Genomic DNA, 18019 nt, shown 5'->3' with positions numbered 1-18019 from the left:
TTTCTTTTGGCGAAGCAAAAGAAAGTATCTCGCCTTCGGGTGCGAGAACCCGATTAAAACTAACGTCGCGGTAGAGACACAAATATTAAAAACAACGCGTAAATGTATGGTGGTGCGTAACATCAGTTACTTAGTATGGAACTTAATTACTTGATGACAACAGAAGGCCACGAAGAAAATAATCCTTAATGCAAAGCTGTTGGAAACTTCGTGTTACCTGTGTACTTCGTGGATACCCTTCCGAATTATGCCAAACAGGAATCTTTGACAATCTCGCCCAAGACTCTCCGTTTTACCGCTAGAAGCAGTGCTATTTCAACGAGAGCGTTTCAACCCGGCCTTTCAACTCACAAACGAGCTTACCTTCCTTAGCTAGCCAGCCGATGGCACGTTGGGCATCGTTTTTGCCTACGCCTGTTCCTGTGGTGACTTTTGCGACGCTAGATGGGCCGTTCTTCCCCAGATAATGCCAGATTTTCTCGGCCGTCGCACCTATTTCAGTGATTGCTGTCATGGGTTTACCTTAATGGTTGATTGGATCTAGTTAAAATTTCTTGGTTTGGTCATCAGGAAGCATGATATTTAGCTCCAGGGTTTCCTGATTTCCATCCTGCTCAAACCTAACGGATATAGCTTCTTTGTCAACATGGACGTATTTTTGTATGACATCCAATAATTCTTTCTGTAGTTGGGGCAAATACATGGGATGATTATGGGAAACCCGTTCATGGGCAACCAGTATTTGCAGCCTTTCTTTGGCAAGCGAGGCCGAGCTGGTTTTCGATGTTTTAAAGTAATCCAGTAAACTCATTACTTACCTCCGAAAAGCTTGCCAAAGAAGCCCTTCTTATCGTCGATAAACCGGTGCGGCTTGTTTTCACCCAGGTAGCGGGCAACAATGTCAGCATAGGCTTGACCGGCATCGCTTTTTTCATCAAGAATGACGGGGACGCCTGAGTTTGACGCATTCAATACCGACTTTGATTCAGGGATTACACCCAAAAGATGCAGGGACAATATTTCCTGCACATCATCGACACTCAGCATTTCTCCTAATTTCACCCGGTCAGGAGAATAACGGGTAAGCAACAGATATTCCTTGATGGGTTCCTTGTTCTGTTCGGCTCGGCGGGATTTACTCGACAATATCCCCAACATGCGATCTGAGTCCCTGACTGAGGCCACTTCCGGATTGGTCACCACAAAAGCATCATCGGCAAAGTACATCGCCAAATGTGCGCCTCTCTCGATCCCAGCCGGGGAGTCACAAATGATATATTTGAAGTCCTTGGATAAGTCGTCCAAAACCTTGCCGACACCTTCCTGACTCAACGATTCTTTATCGCGTGTTTGTGAAGCAGCCAGTATATGAAGCAGGTTACAGTTTTTATCCTTTATCAAGGCCTGATTAAGACTGGCTTCGCCGTTGATGACATTGATAAAGTCATAGACAACCCGGCGCTCACAACCCATGATCAAATCCAGGTTACGTAGGCCCACATCAAAATCAATCACTGCTGTCTTGTGGCCTTTCTTTGCAAGTCCCATAGCGATAGCGGCGCTGGTCGTGGTTTTGCCTACGCCCCCTTTACCTGATGTTACGACGATGATTCTTGCCAATTGGTGTTCCCCCCTGTAGCGGAATGGATTAAATTTCTTTAATGACTAACGTTTGTTTATCGAGGTAGATTTGCACGGGTATATTGCGGACATTTTGGTTGAGGTCTTCGCTGATTTTATAGTTACCGGCGATTGAAATCAGCTCAGCCTGAAGACCAGTACAAAAAATGCGCGCTTCGGTATTGCCTTGCACACCGGCTAATGCGCGCCCACGCAATACACCGTAGACGTGGATATTTCCTTCTGCCAAAATCTCTGTCCCGGCGCTCACAGGGGCAACAATTACCAAGTCACCCGCAGCATACACACGCTGGCCAGAGCGTATGGGTTGCGTGATGAGAGTCGTGCCTGTTTGCAGCAGATCTTTGGTTTCCGGTTCTGGTGTAGGAGCCTTAGGTTTTTTTGCATCAATAGTCGTGCTGCTGGTGTGGATGGAATGAATAGGGATACCCAAGGCTATCGCTAGTTCGTTCTGATGTGGGTTGCCACCCCGGATACCAATAGGCAACAACCCTAATTTACGTATCGCTTCAATAACTGCGGCAACATCGACTTCGATATTTTGTTTGTTTAGCTCTTGGACATCCAACACCAGCGGCGAATTTTTAAAAAATTCCGGCGCTAGTTGAATTTTTGCCTGTAACTGTTGCTCAATGATGACTAGGTCATTGCTTGATATGACCAACACAGGCACAGAAAAAGTACTGCTCTTGAACTCCAAAGCAGGCGGGTTATAAGGCGTTTTTTGTGCGTCTTTTGACATCCGTTTAGTCATGTTTTGGTCAATATTCCGGTAATGTTAACACTAGTCGTGGAAAAAATCATTTTTCAACGGCTAAAAACTTACGTAACTTTGAACGTAATAGTTTTTGCAGCAAGCCAGGGTTTTAAGGTAAGCGTACTTTGACCGAATCTTGGCTCTCTGACCTTAATTGCGGAAGCTATGTTTTGGGTGTCCCATGAATTAGCTGTGTTACCGGGACGATCGCTCCCATCACAAGACCGTAGGCTTGCAATTTCCCTTTTTTTCCTTTACCTTAGGACAATCCGTAATGGCTAGGGGTGCTTTGAACTATTTCAAGGCTGAGAAATACCCTTTGAACCTGACCCCGGTTAATACCGGCGTAGGGAAGCCCACCTTCCCTCGCCTTGTTTTATTGATATTGGAGATAAACATGAGCGCTGTCATTAAAGATGCCTCTTTCACTGCCGTTAACAGTATAAAAATTGATACTTACCCAGCATCGGAAAAAATATACGTGCCAGGCAGCCGAGCCGACATACGGGTTCCCATGCGTAAAATCACCTTGTCGGACACCCCTGCCCACTTCGGTGCGGAAAAAAACCTACCTCTCTATGTCTATGATACGTCTGGGGTTTATACCGACCCCAAGGTAGCAGTGGATTTAAAAATAGGTTTGGGTCCTGTCCGTTCTGCGTGGATAACTGAAAGAATCGATACGGAAGAATTATCTGGCCCGAGTTCAGAGTTCGGTCGCCAACGTATGACCGATCCGGCCACTGCAAACCTTCGTTTCGGGCATATCTGCAAACCACGCCGTGCACTAGCCGGGGCAAACGTGACGCAGATGCACTATGCCAGAAAAGGCATTGTCACTCCGGAAATGGAATTTATCGCCATTCGGGAGAACCAAAACATGGAGCAGATGCGTGATTTATGGAAAGACCAACACCCAGGCAATTCCTTCGGGGCTTCAATACCACCTTTTATCACCCCGGATTTTGTCCGTGACGAAGTTGCCAGAGGACGGGCAATTATTCCGGCTAATATCAATCATCCAGAATTGGAACCGATGATTATTGGCCGTAATTTTCTGGTGAAAATAAACGGAAATTTGGGAAATTCTGCGGTTACCTCTTCGATTGATGAAGAAGTTGAAAAAATGCTCTGGGGCATACGCTGGGGCGGCGACACCATTATGGATTTGTCTACCGGAAAAAATATCCACGAAACCCGTGAATGGATTTTGCGTAATTCGCCTGTGCCGATTGGCACGGTTCCGATTTATCAGGCACTGGAAAAAGTAAATGGCAAGGCTGAAGAACTAACCTGGGAAATTTACCGGGATACATTAATTGAGCAAGCCGAGCAAGGCGTGGATTATTTCACCATCCATGCCGGTGTACGCTTGCACCATGTGCCGTTGACCGCAAAACGCATGACTGGCATTGTCTCGCGTGGTGGTTCTATTATGGCGAAATGGTGTTTGGCGCATCATACCGAAAGCTTTTTATATACTCATTTTGAAGAGATCTGCGACATCATGAAAGCATACGACGTGTCTTTCTCCTTAGGCGACGGCTTGCGTCCTGGCTCCATTTACGACGCCAATGACGCGGCGCAATTTGGCGAACTGGAAACGCTGGGTGAATTGACCAAAATAGCCTGGAAACACGATGTGCAAACTATGATCGAAGGGCCAGGCCATGTGCCTATGCACATGATTAAGGTCAACATGGAGAAGCAACTGGAAGAATGCGGGGAAGCGCCATTTTATACTTTAGGGCCTCTGACCACTGATATTGCCCCGGGTTATGACCATATTACCTCAGCCATCGGCGCTGCCAATATCGGCTGGTACGGTTGTGCGATGCTCTGTTACGTCACCCAAAAAGAACATCTGGGCTTGCCTAACAAACAAGACGTGCGAGAAGGCATCGTCACCTACAAAATTGCCGCCCACGCAGCGGATTTGGCAAAAGGCCATCCCGGCGCGCAAGCCCGTGACAATGCAATGTCCAAGGCGCGTTTTGAATTCCGCTGGGAAGACCAGTTCAATATCGGGCTTGATCCTGAAAAAGCCCGCGAATTTCATGACGAAACCCTGCCCAAAGAATCGGCAAAAGTGGCGCATTTTTGCTCGATGTGCGGCCCGCATTTCTGCTCCATGAAAATCAGCCAGGATGTGCGTGACTATGCACAGGCAAAAGGGATTAAGGACGAAAAAGAAGCCCTGGCGTTAGGAATGGTGGAAAAATCGAAACAATTTATTGAAGAGGGCGCTGATATTTATCACAAAGTGTGACCTTACTTTACCAGTCTTGCCTTCAAACGATCACCGAGGCAATGAGTTTATTGCTTCGGTGAAATCCTTATTTTTTATGCGTTAATAAGCAGGTCAAGCGCGTTAGGGAGAATGGCAATCTGTATTCCGCCCGATGGCTTTCAATAAGAATTATTTCAGGCCAAGTCCAGATTTTTACAGTTGCACTCAGGTTAATTACTCCTCAATACTTAGCTCTTTTATTTTACGCGTGAGCGTATTCCGCCCGTATCCCAATAACAGGGCGGCTTCGTGCCGTCGTCCGTGTGTAAAGCCCAAAGCCGCTTTGATTAAAATGCTTTCCACGATTGGGATGGTTTGTTTGGCTACATCGTTGTGGCTGGAAGCGCCGGACTGGGCGCGGTTGATGAGCTGCTGATCGATCCAGTTTCTCAATGATGACTCCCAATCGGTCTCGGGGCGGTCTTTCTCCTGTATGTTAGTAAGCAATTCAGGAGGCAGGTCATGCAGATGGATTTCCCGTCCGGATGCCATAACGGTAAGCCAGCGGCAACTATTCTCTAATTGCCTGACATTCCCAGGCCATTCCAGGGTGCTCAAAAAATCTTCCGCTTCTGGTGTCAGTAATTTAACCTCCGCGCTAAGTTCCTGTGCCGCTTGCGTCAGAAAATGTCGCAGTAATAATGGGATGTCTTTTTTTCGTTCTCGTAGCGGCGGGATATGGATGCGGATAACGTTTAAACGGTGAAATAAATCTTCCCGAAAACGGCCTTGCTCCACCAGAAATTCAAGATTTTGGTGGGTTGCTGCAATAATACGTACGTCTACCTTTACCGCCGTATGTCCGCCGACCGGATAAAACTCGCCATCGGCAAGTACCCTCAGCAAGCGGGTTTGCAGTTCTGCGGGCATATCGCCTATCTCATCAAGAAAGAGGGTGCCGCCGTTGGCTTGTTCAAAACGTCCGGATCGACGGGCTTGTGCGCCTGTGAAAGAGCCTTTCTCGTGACCAAACAGCTCTGATTCCATCAAGTCTTTTGGAATGGCGGCCATGTTGAGGGCGATAAAGGGCTTTTTAGCCCTGGGGCTGTGCCGGTGTAGCGCTTTGGCAACCAGCTCCTTACCCGTTCCTGATTCGCCGTTGATAAGGACGGTGATATGGGATCGAGCCAGCCGCCCTATGGCACGGAATACCTCCTGCATTGCCGGCGCTGCACCAATAATTTCCGGCGTTGCGGCAAGCGTAGCTGGCTCTTTTAGTCCGTCCAGTTTGTGTCGTCGGCCATGCTGGACGGCACGATGGGCAAGGTCAACGACTTCCTTGATGTCAAACGGTTTAGGCAGGTATTCAAAAGCGCCGCCATGAAACGCAGAAACCGCGCTTTCCAGGTCTGAATGTGCGGTCATGACAATGACCGGAAGATCGGGGTGGCTTATCTGAATTTTATCCAGTAACTGCAAGCCGTCCATGCCCGGCATTCGAATGTCTGTAATCAAGGCATCCGGCGTATCGCCTTCTAAGGCATTCAATAAGTCCCGGGCAGCAGCAAAGTTTCGGGTATTGATGTCCGCTTTTTGCAGGGCTTTTTCAACAACCCAGCGTATAGACTTGTCATCGTCAACGATCCAGACAGTTTCAGGCTTGCTCATTGCCAGTTCTCCTTGCGCTTAGTTAGATAATTTAGATGGGTAAAATAATCGAAAAAACCGTTTTGCCGAGTTCGCTGTGGCATTCAATCAGGCCATTATGTTGATTGATCAATGACTGGGCGATAGATAACCCCAATCCCGTGCCATCCGCGCGACCAGTAATCATGGGGTAAAAAATCCGCTCCATGATGTCAGGATCAATACCGGAACCATTGTCGATAATATCCACTTTTACCGTCAGTTTATGGTGCTGACGTCCGATAGGCTGGTTTCTCTGAATCCGGGTTTTTAGGATAATCGTGCCGCTGCCATCAAGCGCTTGCACCGCATTTTTGACGATATTCAAAACCGCCTGTATCAAGAGATCCCGATCTGCCCGGATGTCAGGAATACTGGGGTCATAATCGCAAAAAATACTGAGACTGCCCGAGGATTCTGCCTCCACGAGTTGCCTGACCCGTTCCAACACCTCGTGGACATTGATCACCTTAAAGTCAGGCGGCTTATTCGGCCCCAGCATTTTGTCCATTAAACCTTGCAGGCGGTCAGATTCGGCAATAATGATCTGGGTATATTCTTTAAGCTCGGGGTCGGCCAACTCAAGATTTAGCAACTGCGCCGCGCCGCGCAGCCCGCCCAAGGGGTTTTTTATCTCATGTGCGAGCCCCCTGACCAGTAATCTGGCGGTATTTTGCTGACTTAATAGCTGTTCTTCCTTAGAAATACGCAGATGATTATCGACACGTTGCAGTTCAACCAGAATTTCGTTAACCCGGTCATCGACTATCAAAGGCGTGGCAGTCAGGTTGACAGTAAAGCTTTGTCCCATACGATCCAGGTTAAGCTCGCGATCGACCAAAGGTTCCGCCATGCTTAGGCATTGCTGTAAGTTGATTAACAATGCCGGATCGGAGAACTTGAATAAATCCATCGCATTCACGCCGACTAGATGACGGGCGCTATCCGCGAGCAGGATTTCCCCTGCCGTATTCACGTAAATGAGGCTTAACTCGCTGTTGAATAACAGGGTGGCGGTATTTAGGTGATCCAATATGCGTTTAAACATGGCTTATAAGTCGGGCAGCATGGGTTAATTACTCAAACTATATTAAGATTAAGCAATTTACAGACCAGGTTTGTAGGAATGTCTTATACATGACCACACAGAAAAAATTTTTGTAATAGACTGATTTAACGGCACAAGTCAAGAATTAACAAAGCCACATTCACCAGCAAAAAAGACAGCGCATACCGGGAACAAGATTGACGCACCATTATAGTGCGATTAGCCGGGTGTAGGGTATAAATTATAAAAATTCAGCTTTGATTAGGTGTTGCAAGGACATGCTGTAATCAAATCTGACGAATCCAAATATCAACCTTTCAGCCACACTCTAACAAGCTGCATCAATGGCTCAAAAGAATATAGTGCTGGCCTTCTTCCTGATGCGTCTTCTGCGTTGCCGTCATACGTTTGTCATCATTGATCTATTTAATAGTGAAAAATTCACCAAATTCATGTGAACAAGTTAACAGCTTAAACGCAATGCAATTGCATACACTGCAATGAAGTGTTAAGGGAATGCTGCACTGAGCTAACCCCAGGTATCGTGAGTTTTAGCTGCTAGACTATGTTGACATTTTATTGCAAATAAGAGTAGAAAATATCAACGGATTATGCAAGCACTGGCAATTCAGTGCGTTGAAATAGTGTTTTCTGGAATATCAACAGAACTTTAAGTGCCTTGATTGTTTTATCGATGTAAGTGTCACGGCACACCGAGCCAATTTTAGACTGTCAGAGGAGAATACCAATGTTCTATACCAATAAACCGTTTTTACAAAGCTTGTTTATCTTTGCCCTGTTTTTGCTTCCGATGACCAAGGCAGCATCCGACGATCTAACCCAGCAGGTCAACCAGCTGCAAGCTCAGATGACGACGACCAATGAAAAAATTGCATCGTTGGCATCAGATCTCCAGAGAATCACCGGAACAATTAGCGCCTTGCAAACTGGCTTGAATACAGCCCATCAGGAAACCAGTGACTTGAAGAATAGCGGAGTGTATAAAGACAATCAATCAGTCGAAACTAACGTAGGATTCCTGCGAACGGCAAATGGTCACGGTCGTGGAGGGCGATAAACGCGGTAAGGTGTAATCCGTGTGCAGAGTGCTTTAGCCCACCATTTGTAACTATTTAAATGGTGGTGGGCAGTAAAAGCAGTTTGCCCACCACCCAGCTGCACAGATGATGTAAAAAAACCTAGCTAATCATGATAAGCTGACTCACCATGTTCGCAAATATCCAGGCCTGTACGCTCGACTTCCTCAGTCACCCGAAGCCCTATCAACACATCCACGAGTTTATAAGCGATGAAAGAAACCGTGCCAGACCAGACTATACAAACCCCAACGCCCCATAACTGGCTGGTGACTTGGGCGGCGATATTAAATTCAGCGACTCCATTTGCCACATAATCCCAAACGCCCGTTCCGCCCAAGCTCGGAGAAGCGACAATCCCGGTGCCTATGGCGCCAATCGTCCCGCCTATGCCATGTACACCGAAAGCATCCAGGGAATCATCATAACCCAGCTTGCTTTTCAGGCCGGTAACCCCCCAGAAGCAGACTGCGCCAACGACCAATCCCAGGACAATAGCGCCCATAGGCCCAGCCCAACCACAAGCCGGAGTAATCGCTACCAATCCTGCGACAGCCCCGGAAGCGCCGCCTAACATACTGGGTTTACCTTTGATAATCCACTCTGCTGCTATCCATGACAGAGTAGCAGCCGCACTGGCAAGTAGCGTATTCACAAATACCAAGGCTGCCAAGCCGTTGGCCTCAAGATTAGACCCTACGTTAAAACCAAACCAGCCTACCCACAGTAACGACGCACCAATCATGGTCATCGTCACGCTATGTGGAGCCAGTGATTCTTTTTTGAAACCAATGCGTTTGCCTATCATCAAACAGCCCACCAAGCCTGCGACACCGGCATTGATATGGACCACTGTGCCACCCGCAAAATCCAATGCCCCTTTTTGGAATATAAACCCCGCTGTTGCACCGGCAGCTTCTGCGGTTGTAGCATCGGTATAAGCATCCGGGCCAGCCCAATACCAAACCATGTGCGCTATTGGCAAATAGGAAAAGGTAAACCAGAGCAGCATAAACAATAGCACCGCCGAAAATTTAACGCGCTCGGCGAAAGCGCCGACAATCAGGGCTGGCGTAATGGCCGCGAAAGTCAACTGGAAAGCTACATAGATATATTCAGGGACATAAGCGCCCTTACTGAACGTCGCCGCCATAGAATCGGGGGTGATGCCTATCAGGAACAGCTTGCTCAAGCCGCCAAAGAAGGCGTTACCTTCGGTAAAGGCAATGCTGTAACCATAAATCGCCCACAAAATCGCCATCATTGAGAAGATAATGAAAACCTGCATCAACACCGACAGCATATTTTTGGCCCGTACCATACCGCCGTAGAATAATGCCAAACCTGGAATCACCATCAGTATGACCAGGACAGTCGCAACGATCATCCACGCCGTATCACCTTTATTGACGGTAGGCGCTACGACTGCGGCCGCCTCTTCAGCGGACACAAAACCCGAAAAACCCAGTAACAGCAACAGCCAAGCCATACCCAATAAACCCGAAAATCTTTTTTTCATCTCAATCCCCTTTAAAGTGCTTCTTCGCCAGTTTCGCCGGTGCGTATGCGGATCACCTGTTCTAAATTAGTTACAAAAATTTTGCCGTCACCTATTTTCCCAGTATTGGCCGCCTTGCTAATCGCAACCACTGCCTGATCGACCAAAGCCTCTGTGACGGCAACCTCAACCTTAGCCTTGGGCAAAAAATCAACCACATACTCGGCACCGCGATAAAGCTCGGTGTGCCCTTTTTGACGACCAAAGCCTTTTACTTCAGTGACTGTTACACCAGATACCCCAAGTTCTGACAGCACCTCTCGGACATCATCGAGTTTAAAAGGCTTAACAATTGCGGTTATCAGTTTCATTACGTGCTCCTTAATCAAGTTAACAACCAAGAGAACCAGGAATTCCATCCCTCTATGGAAGAGGAACCGTTTGCATGCAAAGGGGTTCGCTTGAATTGTTAAAGCACAGACTGTGCCAATCGGAATAAAAAGAAAACCTTTAACGCTTAATATTTAGCTAAGTAACCGTAAAATATGGAAACCTTAAAATGGTTACGTAGCCAAAATCTAAGAACCCTGGGCTTACTTCGTTAATCAGGCTAGCGTGGCTTTTAACCGCAACGCTACCTGTATCTCGTCAATGACAAGATATCCATAAACTCCTGATTTTTTTACTACATTGCATCCATGCTGGCTTACAGTATAGTTCTTTAAGTTTTATGGGTCTACTATATCGCCTGATTATTTGTAAGCATATACGTACAAACACCAACATAACCATCAATCAAACTCCAATATTTACTCCCGACATGGGCAAATATTCAGATGCAAATTGCAATCATTGCATTTTTTTTGGTGCAATCCAAATATTTATGATCACTATTGGTGCAAAAACTGCTATCAGCACTATAACCCCGATTCGATATGACATAATTTTTCCATACCCAGGCAAAGGCATAAAAATTTTCTTTGCAGGGGATCCTGGCCGAATGAACAATCCTCTCATCAGGAAACTGAATCGAAGTTATTTGAGAGGCTAACCTCAATCCTGGTTTTTCTTTTGCAATAGCTGATCCTGTGCAAATCGTAATAATCTGCTAAATCTCAATGTCACAAGCTGAGTTATTGAATAAAAAAAATGCGCCCGAAGGCGCATTTTTGTTGTGAGGTTGGGATTTGTCCCAGACTACCGGGTTAAAAGTTAATATTGAAGTCTGTCGAGAACAGGAATTGGTCATTGTTACCGTCCCCGAATGGCCCGAAAGTTGACCCGCTACCAGCAAATGTGCTTGCGTCTACCCAGTCATAACGGACATTCGGACGAACATTCAGCCATTTCATCGGTTTCCAGTTTACGCCGGCGGTAACTGCGTAATAACTTCCTGCCGTACAGCCGGAAGTGTTTGCGCCGCCGGTTGCATAACTATTGTTGGCACCATCAGTCGCTGCGGCCACACGGCCAGGTGAACAAACGCGGAAGCCTTTTTGATCTCGGAACCACTCGGCACGGACACCAGCAGCCAAGTTATCCAGGACATCATAAGTCCAATGTGTGTTGATGCCATACCACTCGGCATCTACAGGAATGCCAGGGGCTGCGGACGAAGTGACCACATTGTTAGCGTAACCATGGTCATGTTGTAACATCATGTGGAATTTATCGGTGATATTGTGCTTCAGCACCAAGCTGTACATTGCCCAGTCTTGGCTGCTGTGTTCGGATGTTCCACCATAAGTGCCGCTAGCATTAAACGAGGTGCCCTTTTCAGTGCTTGTCCAGGTGGCACCCATTAAGCCTGACCAGTTACCCAACTGCCTGTCCCAACCTCCATCCCAGCCGCCGGTGGCGCTGCCGGTGATAACGCCGCCCATAACAGACCAATTACTATCGACTGCGTAGTTGCCCATCACGCCTGTATGGGTAAACGGTTCGCCATATTGCATGGTGTAAGCATGGGTGTAAAAGAAGTTGTCAGGGGCGGGAACTGTTTCATAGCCAATCGGCGTATAAAAGTGACCAGCCTTGACATTCAGGCCATTGCCGACAGGGACATAAAACTCCGCGTAAGCTTGGGGCAAGGCAATATCATAAAAACGATTGTCATTGCTGCCGAGGAAATTAAGGTCCCAGCTACCCCTGTTCAAGGGTTGTCCTGTATTTACATCGAAAGCAGGAACCCCGTAGGCTTGCGTAAAAATGGAGTCGGTGCCAAACATAAAATCAAAACGACCGCCCACATCCCAAGAATCCCCTTCTGTGGCGACAGCTCTCTGTATGTACAAATTCAACTGGTTTATCTGTGGCTCGGCAGAACGATCCCCAAAAGTAACCGGGCCATTAAAGTTATTGCTTGGGTTATTGGCGTTATAAGTCACGCCCGCATTAAGCCAACCGCCAACTTTCACCCCCAAATTTTTCATTAAAGAGCTTTCATTGGGGTCACCCATTGCCTCAAGCAAAGTGCCGGCCTCTGTCAAGCTCTTGGCTTCTGCTGTGCATACTGCGGGGAGTACAGCTATCGCTAAAACTAAAGGCTTGATTAGACCGACGTTATTAGTCTTATTGTTCATGGAATATCCTCAATTAATTTTTCTAAGTAGTTGTCGTAAGATACTTTAGCACATACTATGCCAGTTGTAAAAAAACGAATTTCATTGGGTTTATGCAACAAACCTATAAAAATGCTGCCTCAATATTGTGCTTTTTAAACAACTACGCACCATTATGGTGTCATGTTGAGTCGGCCTGGCAACACTTTCAGGCGTTTTTCACGATCTGTTTTTTTTAGTGGCATACCCATTAAAAAAAATGGTATCGTTATCGCCGAATAATTCACAGCACCTATACAACATTCCAGGAGACAATGTAAATGTCAGCAGCAAACGTACTAAAAATGATAAAAGAAAATGACGTGAAATACGTCGATTTTCGTTTTTGCGATACCCGTGGCAAGGAGCAACACGTCACTTTCCCGGCCCATAGCATTGATGAAGACACCTTTGAACAAGGCAAAATGTTTGACGGCTCTTCCATCGCAGGCTGGAAACACATCAACGAATCCGACATGATCTTGATGCCTGAAGCATCGACAGCCGTGATGGATCCCTTCTATGATGAAAAAACCTTGATCTTGCGTTGCGACATTATCGAACCTAAAAACATGCAAGGCTATGAACGCGATCCCCGCTCCATCGCAAAGCGTGCGGAAGCTTATTTAAAGTCAACCGGGCTTGCCGATACCGCGTTTTTCGGCCCTGAAAATGAATTCTTCATATTCGACGATGTACGCTGGGGCACTGACATGAGCGGCTCTTTCTACAAAGTGGACTCTGAAGAAGCGGGCTGGAACTCAGAAAAAGTCTATCCTGACGGCAATATCGGTCACCGTCCCGGCATTAAAGGCGGATATTTCCCCGTACCACCAGTCGATTCATTGCAAGACATACGTTCTGCCATGTGTTCGACAATGGAAGAAATGGGCTTGGTCACCGAAGTGCATCACCATGAAGTGGCAACTGCCGGACAGTGCGAAATCGGTGTCAAATTCAACACCCTAGTCAAAAAAGCCGATGAAGTGCTGACGTTGAAATACGTAATTGCCAACATTGCCCACGCTTACGGCAAAACCGCAACCTTCATGCCTAAACCCCTGGTTGGCGATAACGGTAATGGTATGCATGTACACCAATCACTCGCTAAAGGTGACGTCAACCTGTTTGCTGGTCACCTGTACGGCGACCTTTCTGAAACCGCCCTATTTTACATTGGCGGTATCATTAACCACGCACGGGCATTAAACGCTTTTACCAATGCCTCCACCAACAGCTACAAACGCTTAGTACCCGGCTTTGAAGCCCCTGTTATGCTGGCTTACTCGGCACGTAACCGTTCTGCCTCCATTCGTATCCCACACGTCAGCAACCCAAAAGGCCGCCGTATTGAGGTGCGTTTCCCTGACTCCACAGCTAACCCTTACTTGGCGTTCGCAGCGATGATGATGGCGGGCTTGGATGGTATCCAAAACAAAATCCATCCTGGCGAAGCCATGGACAAGGACTTATACGACTTGCCACCGGAAGAAGAAAAGCTGATCCCACAAGTCTGCCACGCTTTCGACCAAGCCTTGGAAGCGCTGGACAAAGACCGTGACTTCTTGACCCGTGGCGGTGTATTCACCAACGATGCGATTGACGGCTACATCGACCTCAAAATGGCTGAAGTCACCCGTATCCGTATGAGCACACACCCAGTCGAATATGACATGTACTATAGCCTGTAGGCACACAAACAATTATATTTCAATGGTTTACGGTTTTTTTGTACCCAGACAGCCCCACTCAAAACCACTGAAAGCCGATATTTTTACCCGTTTTTTTGCCCCCTTTTTTTGGAAATTTCTGGCTGTTTTACAGTATTTTCAAAAAAGGGGACACCTATGCCACTAACAGATACGGAGATCAAGTGTTATCTGGCTGGGCTTTACCAGACCGGATGTTATCCGGGGCTATAAGCTGGCCTTGTACCTGCCCTTTATGCTGGCTTTACGCAAAACCGAATTATGTCACGCGTCGTGGAGTGAAATCGACCTTGAAAAAGGCGAAATGCTCATACCCGCCGGGCGGATAAAAACCAAAAAAGACCACTTGGTGATGTTACCGACACAGGCGGAGACATGCCCAAAGAACTGCAACGCTTAAGCAGCGGTAGTTCCTGGGTAGTTCCTATGCCAACTGACCCAAGACGACCCATGAACGGCAATAACCTGGGTGGCATTCACAGTGCCGCTTTAGTGGATGGGAATATCCGTGATTACAACATTCACGATCATCGGGCTGCTTATAATCAGCAAGTAACCTCAATAAAGCTTACTAAATCGAGAGTTTCAAGGCTTCGAACCCCTCGATTTTGTCACACTCCGTCGAGGCTTGCTGGATTGCATCAACACGATTAGGTAATTTCCGTGGGTTTAGGGTTACAAGCTCAATTAGCACCTTGATCGGTGCTGAAGCGTTCATACCCTGCTCAATCCTCAATAAAAAACATCAGACATGCCGTGACAGGGTGTCTCTCATATAGCAGCGAATTTGATTCTAATAGTACTTTTACGTACTATTTGGACTTCAAACCGCTAAATTAAGGAAATTCCATGACGAGAATTGAGATTAGCCTTGTAAAGCGTTGGCAGAAGTTTTCTCCAAGGTACATTTTAGTGTGGTTGATTATGGCATCTGTACTGTGCAGCTGCGGTAGCATACTCATCGATACCATGCACAACGAACCGTTGCCACCGTTGCTGCCCAAAAGTGTCGATACTGCACCCCCTAGAGCCTGGAAAACCCACTGTGACCAACCAAAGCTGTCTCGTCAAATCCATAAGCAGACTGGTCTGACAAGCACCAGAGCCTCGAAAAACTTAACCATCGATGACCTGCCAAATGGCGTGCTCATTGGCATCGCCATGTCTGGGGGCGGCAGCAGGGCCGCCAACTTTTCCACTGCTGTGCTACTTGAATTAGAGAAACTGGGCATTCTGCAAAAGACGGCAGTGATTTCTTCGGTATCGGGCAGCTCATTAGTCGCCGCCTATTATGGCCTATATGGCTGTGACCCAGAACTATGGAACCCAACGGAACTACGTAACCGTTTTCGCACCAATTTTGAATTGTTTTGGCTAGGTCGCTGGTTAGATCCTAGGAACATAGCGCGTTATTGGTTCACTAACTTCAACCGTAGCGATATGATGCTACAGGAAATCGATAGCAAATTGTTCGACGAAAAGCAGTTCAAGGATATGAATCAGGGTAGATCGCCAATACCGGGTACACCGCGAATTCTCATTAACGCCACTAGCTATACTAATGGGCTGCAGTTCGTATTCAGCGATGAGCAATTCGAAGACAGGTTAAACTCCCGCTTGGATACCTACCCAGTGGCTAACGCTGTCATGGCTTCCAGTTCCTTCCCTGTCGTTTTCCACGATATTACCTTGAAAGACTACACTATCAAAGACAGGGCGCTTTCTGGGGATGAGTTGGGTGACGCGACACAAAACTATGAGCATTTAATCGACGGCGGCCCCTCCGACAATCTGGGTGTCGAGCCTCTTGTCAATATTGTCGATAAGCTCTATAAGAATCCGCAAAAGCCCAAAGGTTGTTTCCTGTTCGTGGCGGATGCTTTTCCTTACCAGGAGTTGTCGGAGGATGTACAAAAGGCCGATACTCGCCATTGGTACGATTTTTTCCTCGACACCAACGTGGCGGCCTCATCCGACGTACTTTTATTCACTCGCCGGGTTGGTCTTATGCGAGATCTGGGTGTAAACGTTACCTCCAAGGACTTAAATCCTTACGTGCAAGCGAAGGAAGATCCGAAAAAACCAATCGAGCATTGCAACATTTGGCATCTCACTTTCCAACGCATGTACGCACCAAGTTTCGAGAGAGACGTAAAGCTGGAAGAACCAGACCAGCTACGACTGCTGCGGCAAATACGAAAGGTGGTTAACGGAACTCCCACCCGTTACAAATTGACCGAGGTTCAAGGCTATTCCCCGGAATCAGTGCAGGATTACCTTTTCAAAGCAGCGAATATTCTGGTCAAAAATGACAATATCGAAGACAAAGATGGAAATCCGGTATTAATTTATAAGGATGTATGCAAAAAAATGACAGTTTTTGGTTTTAAAGATTTGCAGTGTGATTGAGCCATGAGCAGTCATTACTATGAGTCGAGGCTGTTAAGCATCAGCATTGTTGCCCGTCGAAATTGCAATCACATTGACAGCACATTTTAGTTATTTATGGGCACACTTTCAAAACTGATGCTTAAACTGGAAAATTTTAAAGGTTGTTAACGCCTAAGATGAAAGATGCCTGTTCGATATTGCCAATAAGCAATAGCTTGCTGATCTGTTTAATTGTGGGCCGCGTATTGATTGGCTGTACGACACTGGAATCCCGCATGTCTATCGAGCCTTATACCAAAAACAAGCCGATGAGAAATGCAGTTGAGCGGGTTGCTGAAGAGTTTTGCAGAAAAAAGCGCACTAGTTTGGATTCTACAACACCAATAAACCAGCCTGATTTTATTTTTACTACCGATGGGTGTTCGCGATGGCCTGATGATTCATGGTTAGCCTGTTGTATTGTGCATGATATTTCATATTGGTGTGGAGGCAGTAAACAAGACCGTAAGGACGCCGACCAGGAACTCATGCAGTGTGTGAATAACAAAAAGAGCATTGTGGGAAACATTATGTATCCCGGCGTCCGTTTGGGTGGATCTCCTTGGTTCCCTGCACCTTGGCGTTGGGGTTATGGATGGGATGATTGGCCAAAAGGTTATGAAAAGCCAGGGCCTTCGCCAACCGTCAAAAAACTTATTGAAGAACTTAAGATTCATGAAATTGTTGAACAACAGTTATCGGACACGCCTGTACATGACAAAAATTAGCTAGTGACCATCAACACCCCATTAGATGATTTGGCTACGGTTTGGAAGGCACAAGGCCTGCCCCCTACACACAATCAAACATCTGCATTGGCCATTTTTCCCAGGCTTCATGACTGATTTAACCACCCACTTTAGAGTCTAAGTTAGCGTGCATGGGCAACATGCCCGTCCTGCTTTGCTAATTTTTTTGTCCACAAAATCATCCACTTTCATTCATTACTGGCGCTATACCCTGCAACCAACTCTCCGAATTGGTGCATTTCAAGAAACCAACGCACAAAATCAATGCGTCATGCTCAATCGAGCTTGTTTCTTTTCCGCCCCGCTAAAGCACCATCACATCCTGTAAGCATTGATAAATATAGGAATTATATTGAATTTACAAAATTGGCACGTTGTGTGCTTTAGTCAATTATGAGCGTTCTTTGTTTTTAAAGAACTACAGAGTTTGCCCAAGCGTTAGTCACTTTTTGCAATCTCATCATAATTAACATATTGAGGTGAACATGACCCAAGCCCGTAGAGCCGTAAAAAGTAAGCCCGTTTCAGGGTTTTTCCTTACCGCCGCTGTAATCGCGCTAGTGATTGCTTCCAA

General features: G+C 46.7%; 16 protein-coding genes and 1 riboswitch. Of the genes, 7 read left to right on the top strand and 9 right to left on the bottom strand.

The window, feature by feature from the left end; translation table 11 throughout:
* Positions 1 to 310: 310 nt before the first annotated feature.
* The 4 genes from ACLQ6D_RS00610 to minC are packed head-to-tail and all read right to left on the bottom strand — an operon-like array spanning position 311 to position 2395.
* Positions 311 to 514 carry a winged helix-turn-helix domain-containing protein gene (locus ACLQ6D_RS00610; protein WP_411725306.1) on the bottom strand — a complete coding sequence of 68 codons (204 nt, stop codon included), beginning with the start codon at positions 512 to 514 and terminating at the stop codon, positions 311 to 313.
* A gap of 30 nt (positions 515 to 544) precedes the next feature.
* Positions 545 to 811 (bottom strand): cell division topological specificity factor MinE, encoded by a 267-nt coding sequence (minE, locus tag ACLQ6D_RS00605; protein WP_411725305.1) that lies wholly within the window; start codon positions 809 to 811, stop codon positions 545 to 547.
* Positions 811 to 1620 carry a septum site-determining protein MinD gene (minD, locus tag ACLQ6D_RS00600; RefSeq protein WP_411725304.1) on the bottom strand — a complete coding sequence of 270 codons (810 nt, stop codon included), beginning with the start codon at positions 1618 to 1620 and terminating at the stop codon, positions 811 to 813. The genes minE and minD overlap by 1 nt, the downstream gene beginning before the upstream one ends.
* A 28-nt stretch (positions 1621 to 1648) precedes the next feature.
* Complete coding sequence (gene minC, locus ACLQ6D_RS00595; RefSeq protein WP_411725303.1) at positions 1649 to 2395, bottom strand: septum site-determining protein MinC; 747 nt, start codon at positions 2393 to 2395, stop codon at positions 1649 to 1651.
* A gap of 273 nt (positions 2396 to 2668) precedes the next feature.
* A riboswitch (TPP riboswitch) is annotated at positions 2669 to 2768 on the top strand.
* A gap of 27 nt (positions 2769 to 2795) precedes the next feature.
* Between minC and thiC the strand changes: the two genes are divergently transcribed.
* Complete coding sequence (thiC, locus tag ACLQ6D_RS00590) at positions 2796 to 4667, top strand: phosphomethylpyrimidine synthase ThiC (protein WP_411725302.1); 1872 nt, start codon at positions 2796 to 2798, stop codon at positions 4665 to 4667.
* 195 nt (positions 4668 to 4862) lie between these two features.
* Here thiC and ntrC read toward each other — a convergent pair whose 3' ends face one another.
* Complete coding sequence (gene ntrC / locus ACLQ6D_RS00585) at positions 4863 to 6296, bottom strand: nitrogen regulation protein NR(I) (protein WP_411725301.1); 1434 nt, start codon at positions 6294 to 6296, stop codon at positions 4863 to 4865.
* 31 nt (positions 6297 to 6327) lie between these two features.
* Complete coding sequence (gene glnL, locus ACLQ6D_RS00580; protein WP_411725300.1) at positions 6328 to 7362, bottom strand: nitrogen regulation protein NR(II); 1035 nt, start codon at positions 7360 to 7362, stop codon at positions 6328 to 6330.
* A gap of 748 nt (positions 7363 to 8110) precedes the next feature.
* Between glnL and ACLQ6D_RS00575 the strand changes: the two genes are divergently transcribed.
* Entirely contained in the window at positions 8111 to 8440 is a 330-nt protein-coding gene (locus ACLQ6D_RS00575) for a hypothetical protein (RefSeq protein WP_411725299.1), read from the top strand.
* 125 nt (positions 8441 to 8565) lie between these two features.
* On the opposite strand, the gene ACLQ6D_RS00570 is transcribed toward ACLQ6D_RS00575, so the two are convergent.
* The 3 genes from ACLQ6D_RS00570 to ACLQ6D_RS00560 all read right to left on the bottom strand — a co-directional run bounded on the left by ACLQ6D_RS00570 (position 8566) and on the right by ACLQ6D_RS00560 (position 12539).
* Positions 8566 to 9978: an ammonium transporter gene (locus ACLQ6D_RS00570; RefSeq protein ID WP_411725298.1), complete on the bottom strand. Its 1413-nt coding sequence runs from the start codon at positions 9976 to 9978 to the stop codon at positions 8566 to 8568.
* 11 nt (positions 9979 to 9989) lie between these two features.
* A complete protein-coding gene (locus ACLQ6D_RS00565) occupies positions 9990 to 10328 on the bottom strand; it encodes a P-II family nitrogen regulator (protein WP_411725297.1) in 339 nt (112 codons plus the stop codon).
* An 834-nt stretch (positions 10329 to 11162) separates the two neighbouring features.
* On the bottom strand, positions 11163 to 12539 hold the full coding sequence (locus ACLQ6D_RS00560; RefSeq protein WP_411725296.1) for a porin: 1377 nt from the start codon (positions 12537 to 12539) through the stop codon (positions 11163 to 11165).
* A gap of 299 nt (positions 12540 to 12838) precedes the next feature.
* Between ACLQ6D_RS00560 and glnA the strand changes: the two genes are divergently transcribed.
* The 5 genes from glnA to ACLQ6D_RS00535 all read left to right on the top strand — a co-directional run bounded on the left by glnA (position 12839) and on the right by ACLQ6D_RS00535 (position 17424).
* The gene (gene glnA / locus ACLQ6D_RS00555) at positions 12839 to 14248 is read left to right on the top strand and encodes a glutamate--ammonia ligase (RefSeq protein ID WP_411725295.1); all 1410 of its coding nucleotides are present in this window, start codon (positions 12839 to 12841) and stop codon (positions 14246 to 14248) included.
* Between the two features lie 253 nt (positions 14249 to 14501).
* On the top strand, positions 14502 to 14666 hold the full coding sequence (locus ACLQ6D_RS00550; protein ID WP_411725294.1) for a tyrosine-type recombinase/integrase: 165 nt from the start codon (positions 14502 to 14504) through the stop codon (positions 14664 to 14666).
* Positions 14642 to 14920, top strand: coding sequence for a hypothetical protein (locus ACLQ6D_RS00545; RefSeq protein ID WP_411725307.1), 279 nt, complete (start codon positions 14642 to 14644; stop codon positions 14918 to 14920). Before ACLQ6D_RS00550 ends, ACLQ6D_RS00545 begins: the two co-directional genes overlap by 25 nt.
* 315 nt (positions 14921 to 15235) lie before the next feature.
* Positions 15236 to 16675: a patatin-like phospholipase family protein gene (locus tag ACLQ6D_RS00540; RefSeq protein WP_411725293.1), complete on the top strand. Its 1440-nt coding sequence runs from the start codon at positions 15236 to 15238 to the stop codon at positions 16673 to 16675.
* Positions 16676 to 16833: 158 nt separating this feature from the next.
* Positions 16834 to 17424 carry a hypothetical protein gene (locus tag ACLQ6D_RS00535; protein WP_411725292.1) on the top strand — a complete coding sequence of 197 codons (591 nt, stop codon included), beginning with the start codon at positions 16834 to 16836 and terminating at the stop codon, positions 17422 to 17424.
* The last annotated feature ends 595 nt before the right edge of the window (positions 17425 to 18019 follow it).

Source organism: Methyloglobulus sp. (assembly GCF_046714055.1).
Taxonomy (GTDB): Bacteria; Pseudomonadota; Gammaproteobacteria; order Methylococcales; family Methylomonadaceae; genus Methyloglobulus.
This window is presented reverse-complemented; position numbering and strand designations above follow the sequence as displayed.

Excerpts from the sequence above, each read along its gene's own strand:
- ACLQ6D_RS00610 (WP_411725306.1), bottom strand. The coding sequence starts at position 514 with ATGACAGCAATCACTGAAATAGGTGCGACGGCCGAGAAAATCTGGCAT.
- minE (WP_411725305.1), bottom strand. The coding sequence starts at position 811 with ATGAGTTTACTGGATTACTTTAAAACATCGAAAACCAGCTCGGCCTCG.
- minC (WP_411725303.1), bottom strand. The coding sequence starts at position 2,395 with ATGACTAAACGGATGTCAAAAGACGCACAAAAAACGCCTTATAACCCG.
- thiC (WP_411725302.1), top strand. The coding sequence starts at position 2,796 with ATGAGCGCTGTCATTAAAGATGCCTCTTTCACTGCCGTTAACAGTATA.
- ntrC (WP_411725301.1), bottom strand. The coding sequence starts at position 6,296 with ATGAGCAAGCCTGAAACTGTCTGGATCGTTGACGATGACAAGTCTATA.
- glnL (WP_411725300.1), bottom strand. The coding sequence starts at position 7,362 with ATGTTTAAACGCATATTGGATCACCTAAATACCGCCACCCTGTTATTC.
- ACLQ6D_RS00575 (WP_411725299.1), top strand. The coding sequence starts at position 8,111 with ATGTTCTATACCAATAAACCGTTTTTACAAAGCTTGTTTATCTTTGCC.
- ACLQ6D_RS00570 (WP_411725298.1), bottom strand. The coding sequence starts at position 9,978 with ATGAAAAAAAGATTTTCGGGTTTATTGGGTATGGCTTGGCTGTTGCTG.
- ACLQ6D_RS00565 (WP_411725297.1), bottom strand. The coding sequence starts at position 10,328 with ATGAAACTGATAACCGCAATTGTTAAGCCTTTTAAACTCGATGATGTC.
- ACLQ6D_RS00560 (WP_411725296.1), bottom strand. The coding sequence starts at position 12,539 with ATGAACAATAAGACTAATAACGTCGGTCTAATCAAGCCTTTAGTTTTA.
- glnA (WP_411725295.1), top strand. The coding sequence starts at position 12,839 with ATGTCAGCAGCAAACGTACTAAAAATGATAAAAGAAAATGACGTGAAA.
- ACLQ6D_RS00550 (WP_411725294.1), top strand. The coding sequence starts at position 14,502 with ATGCTGGCTTTACGCAAAACCGAATTATGTCACGCGTCGTGGAGTGAA.
- ACLQ6D_RS00545 (WP_411725307.1), top strand. The coding sequence starts at position 14,642 with ATGCCCAAAGAACTGCAACGCTTAAGCAGCGGTAGTTCCTGGGTAGTT.
- ACLQ6D_RS00540 (WP_411725293.1), top strand. The coding sequence starts at position 15,236 with ATGCACAACGAACCGTTGCCACCGTTGCTGCCCAAAAGTGTCGATACT.
- ACLQ6D_RS00535 (WP_411725292.1), top strand. The coding sequence starts at position 16,834 with ATGAAAGATGCCTGTTCGATATTGCCAATAAGCAATAGCTTGCTGATC.